This window comes from Spirillospora sp. NPDC000708 (genome assembly GCF_040299565.1).
Classification (GTDB): domain Bacteria; phylum Actinomycetota; class Actinomycetes; order Streptosporangiales; family Streptosporangiaceae; genus Spirillospora.
The window spans coordinates 47062-56087 of record NZ_JBEPCJ010000072.1; the positions used below are offsets into that span (position 1 = coordinate 47062).

Consider the following 9026-nt stretch of genomic DNA (forward strand, 5'->3'; position numbering starts at 1 on the left):
GGCCGTCACAGGCGCGGGTCGACGGGCTCCGACTCCAGGGCCAGCACGGCGAAGACGGCCTGGTGGACCCGCCACAGCGGCTCCCCGGCGGCGAGCCGGTCGAGCGCCTCGGTTCCGAGGGCGTGCTCGCGCATCGCCAGCGACCGCTTGCGGCCGAGCGACCTGCCGCGCAGCCGGTCGAGGTTCTCCGGCTCGGTGTAGTCCGGCCCGTAGATGATCCGCAGGTACTCCCGGCCCCGGCACTTCACGCCCGGCTGGACCTTCGTGCCCTCCGGGAGCGGGCCGAGCGGCTTGACGACCATCCCCTCCCCGCCCGACGCGGTGAGCTTCTCCCACCACTCGGTCGCGGCGGCCTCCGACTCCGGCGACGCCAGGTCCACGACGACCGACTCGGTCCGCTGGAGCAGCCCGGTGGGGTCGGCGGCGGCGAGCCCGGCGGCCACGTCCATGTGCCAGTCGTGGTCGCGTGCCGTGGCCAGGGAGCGGCCCTCGGCGGCGAGCACCTGGAACGGCGCGATCCGCACTCCCTCCAGCCCGTCCACGGGCCAGCAGTAGCGCGCGTAGGCGTCGCGGAAGCGCGCCGCGTTGGCCGCGCGCCGGTCGATGTGCTCGCGGAGCCCGCCGATGTCGAGGCCGCGCTCGTGTGCGCGCGCGAGAACGTCGGACGCCATCGGCAGCGCGGCGCGCGCCGCCGCGCCGGTCGCGGCGTACTGGGTGCGGATGAGGTCCATGGCCTTGGCCGACCAGGGCAGCAGCTCGCAGTCCAGCACGAGCCATCCGGTCTCCACCTCGTCCCACAGCCCGGTGGCGCCGATCGCGGAACGCAGGCGGCCGAGCACCTCCTCGGTCGCGGACGCGTCGCGGAAGAAGGACCGCCCGGTGCGGGTGTAGACCGCGCCGGTCGTCCCGTCGTCCACGCCGAAGCGGGTCTCGGCGACGGACGCGTCGCGGCACACGACCGCGACGGCGCGCGATCCCATGTGCTTCTCCTCGCAGATCGCGCGCAGGACGCCCTTCTCCCGGTACGCGGCGAGCGCCTCGGCGGGGTGCTCCAGGTACCCGGGCAGCGGCGAGGTGGCGGCGGGCGCCATCGTGGGCGGCAGGTAGACGAGCCACCGCGGGTCGACGGCGAACCGGCTCATCACCTCCAGCGCGGCGAGCGCGTTCTCCTCCCGGACGGTGACGCGCCCCATCAGCCGGGTCTCCACGCCCTGGTTGCCGAGAACGTCGTCGATCTTCAGGACGTCGCTCTCGCGGTGGCCGCCCGGCGCCGAGGCGGACGCCGCGTGCAGCGGCCGGGTCGGCTCGTACCAGACCTGCCGCGCGGGCACCGACACCAGCTCGCGCTCCGGGTAGCGCAGCGCGGTCAGCTTGCCGCCGAACACCGCGCCGGTGTCCAGGCAGATGGTGTTGTTGATCCACTCGGCGTCCGGGACGGGCGTGTGGCCGTACACCACCATCGCCTTGCCGCGGTAGTCGCGCGCCCACGGGTACCGGACGGGCAGCCCGTACTCGTCGGTCTCCCCGGTGGTGTCGCCGTACAGCGCGAACGACCGGACACGGCCCGACGCGCGCCCGTGGTAGTCCTCCTTGAGCCCGGCGTGGGCCACGACCAGTCGGCCTTCGTCGAGGACGTAGTGGCTGATGAGCCCGTCCATGAAGCGCAGCGCGCCGTCGCGGAACTCCTCGGTCTCGGCGCCGAACTGCTCCATCGACTCGGCGAGCCCGTGCGACAGCCGCACCTGGCGCCCGCGCAGGGCCCGGACGAGCTTCGCCTCGTGGTTGCCGGAGACGCACAGCGCGTTGCCCGCCTCCACCATCCCCTTGACGAGCCGGACGACGCCCGGTGAGTCCGGGCCGCGGTCGACCAGGTCCCCGACGAAGACGGCGGTGCGGCCGCCCGGGTGGTTCGCGTCCACGGCCAGGCCCTGCGCGTCCCGCTCGATCCCGTAGCCGAGGTCGCCCAGCAGGTCCTCCAGCTCGGCGAGGCACCCGTGCACGTCGCCGATGATGTCGAACGGCCCGGTGAGGTCCCGCCGGTCGTTCCACGCCTTCTCGTAGACGATCGTCGCGGCGTCGATCTCCTCCTGGCCGGACAGCACGTGGCAGCGCCGGAACTCGCGGCCCAGCGTCCGCAGCCCGCGGTTCAGCTCGCGCCGCTGGCGCGGGATCACGTGCGCGGGCATGTCCCGGTCGGGCCGGACGGCGTTGCGCTCGGCGGCGAGCCGCTCGGGGACGTCCAGGACGATCGCCGCCGTCAGCACGTCGTGCTCCTTGGCGAGCCGCAGCAGCGCCTGGCGCGCCTTGCTCTGCACGTTCGTCGCGTCCACCACGGTGAGCAGGCCGCGCCGCAGCCGCTTGGCCACGATGTAGTGCAGCAGGTCGAACGCGTCGCCGGTGGCGGACTGGTCGTTCTCGTCGTCGGACACCATGCCGCGGCAGCGGTCGGACGACACCACCTGCGTCGGCGCGAAGTGCTTGCGCGCGAAGTGCGACTTGCCCGACCCGGTCACGCCGACCAGGACGACGAGCCCCATCTCCGGAAGCCGGATCTCGGTCATCGGACGAACACTCCCATCTGCGTCGGCGCGCCCACCTCGGGGTCGTCGTCGCCGACGGGCACGTGGCGGACGCGGTAGCCGTGCGCGGCGGCGACGCCGTCCGCCCAAGCGCGGAACTCCGCGCGGGTCCATTCGAAGCGGTGGTCGGGGTGGCGCATGGCGCCGGGCGCCAGCCCCTCGTAGCGGACGTTGCGCTCGGCGTTGGGGGTCGTCACGATGACGACGCGGGGCTGGGCGTGGCCGAACACGACCTGCTCCATGGCACGGAGCCGGGGCGGGTCGATGTGCTCGACGACCTCCATCAGCACTGCCGCCTCGTAGCCGCGGAAGCGGTCGTCCGCGTAGGTGAGGGCGCTCTGGAAGACGTCCAGGACGCGCTTGTCGGGACGGTGCCGCGGCTTGTCCAGGCGCAGCCGGCGCGCCGCCCCCTCCAGCGCTCGGTACGAGACGTCCGTACCGGCGATCTCCGCGAAGAAGTCGTCCCGGGCGAGGCGCGCCAGGAGCTTCCCCGACCCGCAGCCCATGTCGATGACGCGGCGCGCGTCCTCGTCGTGGAGCGCCTGCACGACCGCCTGGACCCGCCGCTCCGACAGCGAGGCCGGCGCCTCTTCTTCGGCGGCGGCGCCGTCCGCGCCGTTCGCGGCGGTGGCGCCGTTCTCCGCCCGCGCGGGCTCCTCCTCGACCTCGACCGGGTCGAGGGCCTCCTCCGGCGCGTCCTCCGCGTCGGCCAGGCGGCCCAGCGCGGCGCGCACGAGCGCGCGCCGGTTGGCGAGGTAGCGGCGGGTGATGGCCGCCCGGTCGGGATGCGTGCCGAGCCACCCCTCCCCCGCCCGGATGAGCTTGTCGACCTCGTCCGGCGCCATCCAGTAGTGCTTCGCGTCGTCCAGCACGGGCAGCAGCACGTAGAGCTGGTTGAGCGCGTCGGCGAGGCGCATACGGCCGGTGAGCGTGAGCGTCACGTAGCGGGAGTCGCCCCATTCGGCGAACTCCGGGTCCAGCGGCACGGGCACGGCCGACACGTCCCAGCCCAGCGGCGCGAAGAAGCGCTCGGCCTGCCCCGGACCGCCCCGGCACGGCAGCGCCGGCAGCACGATCTCCAGGGGGATCGCGGACTCCGCCAGCTCCGGGCGCAGCGCGCACTTGCCGCGCATGGCGGTGCGGAAGACGTTCGCCATCGCGGACGCCAGCAGCGACGACGCCGCGTACGGGCGGTCGTTCACGTACTGGCCGAGGGAGAAGTCGGGCGTGCCCTTGCCGCGCGTGCGCACCAGCTTGACGGGGTCGACGTCCAGCAGCAGCGCCGCCGTGCAGCGCCCCGCGTCCGCGTCGGGGTAGAAGACGTGCGCGGTGCCGAAGGACTGGCCGAAGCTCTGCGCCTTGTCCGGATGCTTGTGCAGCAGGAAGCCCAGGTCGGTCGCCTGGGCCGCGGTGGTACTGATCGTGAGGAGCACGCCTCGAGTGTGGCGGAACCCGGCGATGCGCTTCTAATTCATTTTCCGGGCACGGAGGGGCCGGTCAGGAAACGGCCGTGCGTGTCGTACGGCCACGGGTTGATCCTGCAGCCTTTCAGCCCGTAGATCTGCTGCATCATCACGGGCGCGGGGCGGCCGCGCCCCGGGCAGGTCATGTGGCCGAATCCCAGCCGGTGGCCGACCTCGTGGTTGATGGTGAGGGCGTGGTAGGCGTCCGGCTGCCCGCGGTAGTACTTCGTCAGCAGCAGCCAGCGCCGCAGGTTCACCACGACCTGCTTGCCGCCGCTGCAGTTCACCGTGCCGTTCGTGGTCATGCCGTACGAGCCGCAGATCCGGTCGACGGTCTTCGGCGACGCGAGCTGCACCACGAAGTCGTACTGGCCGGAGTTCACGCGCTGGAAGGCCCATTTGCCGCTGGCCGTCCACCCGCGCGGATCGGCGAGTATCTTGTCGACACTGCGCGCGAACTTCGTGGGGTTCTGCCGTAAGCCGCCCTCCACCTGGACCATGTAGCGCATGACCTTTCCGTGGCCGAACACGCGGCTTCCGGAAGCGGGCAGAAGGAATTTCCCCGTCCCCTTCGTGGGGATGTACAGCGAGCTCTTGGGCGTGGCGGACGGCGCGTCGGGCGGTTCCGTCTCGACCCGCGCGCCGCCGTCCCCCTTGCCGGTCTCCCGTGCGGGCGGCGGCGGCGCGGCGGCGTGCTTGGTCCCGCCGCCGAAGCTCAGGTAGGCCATCGCTCCGAGCCCGGCGACGCTGATCAGTACCAGGGCGGTGACGCCCAGGATCACTCCGCGCAGCCGCGTCCGCCGGGCGCCCTCGAACTCGCGCTCCAGGTCGTCGCCGAGCCAGTCCCCCGTGGACGGACGGCGGGGCCCGCCTCCACCGCGCCCGCCTCCGCCTTGCCCGCGCCCGCCGCGCCGCCGCCCGCCCTGGCCCCCGCGTCCGCCGCGCGGTGCGGGGGGTTCGGCCGCGAAGGACGCCTCTCCCGGAAACGGCTCCTGTCCCGGAAACGGCTCCTGCGCCGGGCCCGGGTACCCGGGCCCGGCGGGCGGCATCGGCGGCTGGGGCGGGGGCGCGGGGGCCCGGCGGTGGGACGACGCCCTGCGCCGGCCTTCTCGGGATCGTGGAGGCTGCATCGCGGGCCAGCATGCCAGAAAGTAGTCAGAATATGATCATTTCCCACAAATCCCCAGGTAGCGTGACAAGTTCCAACATCTCTGGCATGACTCGCCCGACCACGAAGAGTGGCGTGCCGAGCGCGAAAAGGGTTTGCGGCCGGCGGCGCGGGACCGCCACAATCCGGAGCGACATGAGCAGACACCCCCGCCGGATGACCGCGCAGGAGACCGTGGCCGTCCTCGAACGCGGCGAGTACCGTGCCCCGGCCGGGCACACCGTCTCCATCGCCGACGACCTGGCGCGCTGCGTGCGCGACACCGTCCTCTACCGCCCGGAGGAGCTGGACGCCCTCCTCAAGGACCTGCCGGGCGCGGCACCGGGCGCGGGCCCCGCCGGCGGCGCCGCGACGCGCATCGAGGTGACCGACGAGACCACCCTCGCGGCGGCGCGGCGCCTGGTCGCGCCCGGGAAGGTCCCGCTGGCGCTGAACTTCGCCTCCGCCAAGAACCCCGGCGGAGGGTTCCTGAACGGCGCGCACGCCCAGGAGGAGGGCCTGGCCCGCTCGTCCGGCCTGTACCCGTCGCTGCGCGCCGCCAGGGAGTACTACGAGTTCCACCGCGCGCAGGGCGACCTGCTCTACAGCGACCACATGATCTACTCCCCCGGCGTGCCGGTGATCCGCACCGACGCCGGGCGCCTGCTCGACGAGCCGTACGAGGTGGCGTTCCTGACCTCGCCCGCTCCGAACCGGGGCGCGATCCGCGACCCCGAGAAGGCGGAGCGGATCCCCGAAGTGCTGCGCGTGCGCGCACGCAAGGTCCTCGCGGTGGCGCTGGCCCGGGGGCACGGACGGCTGGTCCTGGGCGCGTGGGGCTGCGGCGTGTTCCGCAACGACCCGGCGGAGGTGGCGGAGGCGTTCGCCGGTCCGCTCGGGCCGGGCGGCGAGTTCGAGAACCGCTTCGAGCACGTCGTCTTCGCCGTCTGGGAGTCCGCCAAGGACACCCCCAGGCGCAACGCGTTCCGCCGCGTCTTCGGCTGACGCCCTCGCGGTGCCGCCCGCGGCGGCACCGCGGGTCTACGCGCCGCCGCCGTCCTCGATGTAGGACTCGATGCCGCGCAGCAGGACGTCGAGCCCGAACTCGAAGCGCTCGGCGCCGCCCTCGTCGGTGAGGTCGTCCACCAGCGAGACGATGCGGGGGTACCGGTCGGCCGGCAGGGCCTTGTAGTACTCGCGGATCTGGGCGAGGTACTTCTGGAAGTGCTCCCACGGGTCCTCGTCGCCCTTGATCGTCGCCGTGTAGAAGGTGTCCTCGATGGCGTCGGCGTCGATGTACATGCCCAGCGTGTCGACGGCGAGCCCGGCGATCTTCGGGGGGACGCCGGCCGCGATCATGAGGGCGAGCTGCGACTCGGCGACGGCGAGCAGGTTCGGGCCCGTCGGGATCAGCCCCATGGAGACCTTCGCGATGTCCCGGTGCGAGGTGTAGACGCGGCGGATCTCCATCGCGACCTCCTTCAGCTGCTCGCGCCACCGGGCCGGGTCGGGCTCGGCGGGCAGCCTGATCTCGGCGGCGACGCGGTCGAGCATCAGCTCCCGCAGCTCCTGCTTGTCCGAGACGTGCGCGTACAGGGAGGCCGGGCCGGTGCCGAGCTCCTGCGCGACGCGGCGCATGGTGACGGCCTCCAGCCCTTCGGCGTCCAGCACGGCGATCGCCGTCTCGACGACGAGCTCCTGCGTGAGCGGCTGCCGGGACGGCGCGGCCCTGCGCGGCCGGCGGCCCGGCGGCGTCGGCATGTCCGGACGTGCGCTGGCCACCTCGGGACCTCCCAATTTCGCGATACATCTTGACTATCCCGGAACGCGATATATCTTCTCTACCTGAGAGACAAACTCGCGTTCACGAACATCGTACTTGACACGAACGCCGTTCCCACCGTAGAACAGTGTTCGTAGTTAAGAACGGTGTTCCCCCCGTGATGGAGACGACCATGACCGAGACACTGCAGACCCCCGCGGGGGCCACCGGCACGGCCGGCTACCGCTGGCGGTGGGCCGCCCTCTTCGTGATCCTCGCCGGCGAGATCATGGACATGCTGGACTCCCTGATCACCAACATCGCCGCCCCCACCATCCGCGCCGAGCTGGGCGGATCCGCCGCCACCATCCAGTGGCTCGCGGCCGGCTACACCCTCGCCATGGCGGTCGGCGTCATCACCGGCGGCAGGCTCGGCGACCTGTACGGCCGCAAGCAGATGTTCGTCGTCGGCGCGGCCGGCTTCACCGCCGGCTCGCTGCTGTGCGGCGTGGCGGTCTCGCCCGGCATGCTGATCGGCGCCCGGCTGATGCAGGGCCTCTTCGGCGCGATGATGCTGCCGCAGGGCATCGGCATGATCAAGCAGATGTTCAGCGAGAAGGAGATGGGCGCCGCCTTCGGCGCGTTCGGCCCGGTCATGGGGCTGTCGTCGGTCGGCGGACCGGTGCTGGCCGGCTGGCTGATCGACGCCGACCTGTGGGGCACCGGCTGGCGGATGATCTTCCTGATCAACCTGCCGCTCGGCCTGGCCGCCGTGCTCGCCGGGCTGCGCTTCCTGCCCTCCGGGAAGTCCCCGCAGGCCACCCGGCTCGACCTCACCGGCGCCGTGCTGGCGTCCGTGGGCGCCGGGCTGATGATCTACCCGCTGGTGCAGGGCCGCGAGCTGGACTGGCCCGCCTGGACGTTCGCGATGATCGCCGCGTCCCTGGCCGTCTGGGCGCTCTTCGCCTGGTACGAGGCGCGCAAGCAGCGGGCCGGCGCCGACCCGCTGATCATCCCCAGCCTGTTCCGCAAGCGCGGCTTCACCGGCGGGCTCGTCGTCGGCGTCGTCTTCTTCAGCGCCATGGCGGGCACCGGCCTCGTGCTCTCGCTGTTCTTCCAGCTCGGCCTCGGCTTCTCCGCGCTCAAGGCCGGACTGTCGCAGATCCCGTGGTCGGTCGGCATCGTCCTCGGCTTCGGCGCGGCGCAGGCCGTCCAGCGGTTCGGCCGCATCGTCATCCAGGCGGGCGCCCTCGTCATGGCGGCCGGCATCGCCGGGATGTTCGCCACGCTGCAGCTCGCCGGCACCGGCGTCACGCCGTGGCAGCTCGTCCCGGCCCTGACCGTCACCGGGCTCGGCATGGGCCTGCTGATGGCCCCGTTCTTCGACACCGCCCTGGCGGGCGTCGAGCCCGAGGAGGCCGGCTCCGCGGGCGGCACCCTCACCGCGATCCAGCAGCTCGGCAGCTCGCTCGGCGCCGCCGTCCTCGGCACGATCTTCTTCGGGCTGCTCGGCGGGCACGTCGCCACCGCCGCCGACGACGGGTCGGCCGCGCTGCGCGGGCGGCTCACCGCCGCGTCCGTCCCGGCCGCGCAGCAGGAGCGCATCGTGACGGGACTGCGGGCGTGCGGCCACGACCGGGCCACCGCCAAGGACGCCCAGGCCGTGCCGCCGTCCTGCGCGCGAATGCAGGAGGACGTCAAGGCGGCGATCGCCGCAGCGCCGGCCTCCGCCCCCGCGATCCAGAAGGCGGTGGCGGCGGACGCGGCGCACGCGGCCAAGGTCGGCTTCACCGGCGCTATGAAGATCACGCTGTGGATCGTGGTCGGCATGCTCGGCCTGACGTTCCTGGCCGTGTTCCTGCTGCCGAGGCACGCTCGCCCGCAGGACCCCGCCGGCGGCGGCGCGCAGCCCGCGACCGCCTGACGCCCCGTGCCCGGCGGCGCCCCACGGCTCCGGCGGCTCCCGGCCCGGCGTCCCGCGACCCGGCGGCCCCGAGGTTCCGCGACCCGGCCCGGCAACCCCGGAGAAAGGCCCGCGGCGAGGACGAGCGCTCCACCGTTGAGCGCACCTCCCG

The 9026-nt window shown here is 73.2% G+C and carries 6 protein-coding genes; 2 read left to right on the forward strand and 4 right to left on the reverse strand.

The window, feature by feature from the left end; translation table 11 throughout:
- Nucleotides 1–5 precede the first annotated feature (5 nt).
- The 3 genes from ABT299_RS37535 to ABT299_RS37545 are packed head-to-tail and all read right to left on the reverse strand — an operon-like array spanning nucleotide 6 to nucleotide 5091.
- A complete protein-coding gene (locus ABT299_RS37535) occupies nucleotides 6–2561 on the reverse strand; it encodes a polynucleotide kinase-phosphatase (protein WP_500253637.1) in 2556 nt (851 codons plus the stop codon).
- Nucleotides 2558–4012 carry a 3' terminal RNA ribose 2'-O-methyltransferase Hen1 gene (locus ABT299_RS37540; protein ID WP_500253638.1) on the reverse strand — a complete coding sequence of 485 codons (1455 nt, stop codon included), beginning with the start codon at nucleotides 4010–4012 and terminating at the stop codon, nucleotides 2558–2560. Before ABT299_RS37540 ends, ABT299_RS37535 begins: the two co-directional genes overlap by 4 nt.
- Nucleotides 4013–4050: 38 nt before the next feature.
- Nucleotides 4051–5091, reverse strand: a complete 1041-nt coding sequence (locus tag ABT299_RS37545) for a DUF3152 domain-containing protein (RefSeq protein ID WP_500253639.1) — start codon at nucleotides 5089–5091, stop codon at nucleotides 4051–4053.
- 254 nt (nucleotides 5092–5345) lie between these two features.
- Between ABT299_RS37545 and ABT299_RS37550 the strand changes: the two genes are divergently transcribed.
- The gene (locus ABT299_RS37550) at nucleotides 5346–6194 is read left to right on the forward strand and encodes a TIGR02452 family protein (RefSeq protein WP_387028613.1); all 849 of its coding nucleotides are present in this window, start codon (nucleotides 5346–5348) and stop codon (nucleotides 6192–6194) included.
- 36 nt (nucleotides 6195–6230) lie between these two features.
- On the opposite strand, the gene ABT299_RS37555 is transcribed toward ABT299_RS37550, so the two are convergent.
- Entirely contained in the window at nucleotides 6231–6971 is a 741-nt protein-coding gene (locus ABT299_RS37555) for a TetR/AcrR family transcriptional regulator C-terminal domain-containing protein (protein WP_500253640.1), read from the reverse strand.
- A gap of 173 nt (nucleotides 6972–7144) precedes the next feature.
- On the opposite strand from ABT299_RS37555, the gene ABT299_RS37560 reads away from it, so the two are divergent.
- Entirely contained in the window at nucleotides 7145–8875 is a 1731-nt protein-coding gene (locus tag ABT299_RS37560) for an MFS transporter (RefSeq protein WP_500253641.1), read from the forward strand.
- The last annotated feature ends 151 nt before the right edge of the window (nucleotides 8876–9026 follow it).

Excerpts from the sequence above, each read along its gene's own strand:
- ABT299_RS37535 (WP_500253637.1), bottom strand. The coding sequence starts at position 2,561 with ATGACCGAGATCCGGCTTCCGGAGATGGGGCTCGTCGTCCTGGTCGGC.
- ABT299_RS37545 (WP_500253639.1), bottom strand. The coding sequence starts at position 5,091 with ATGCCGCCCGCCGGGCCCGGGTACCCGGGCCCGGCGCAGGAGCCGTTT.
- ABT299_RS37550 (WP_387028613.1), top strand. The coding sequence starts at position 5,346 with ATGAGCAGACACCCCCGCCGGATGACCGCGCAGGAGACCGTGGCCGTC.
- ABT299_RS37560 (WP_500253641.1), top strand. The coding sequence starts at position 7,145 with ATGACCGAGACACTGCAGACCCCCGCGGGGGCCACCGGCACGGCCGGC.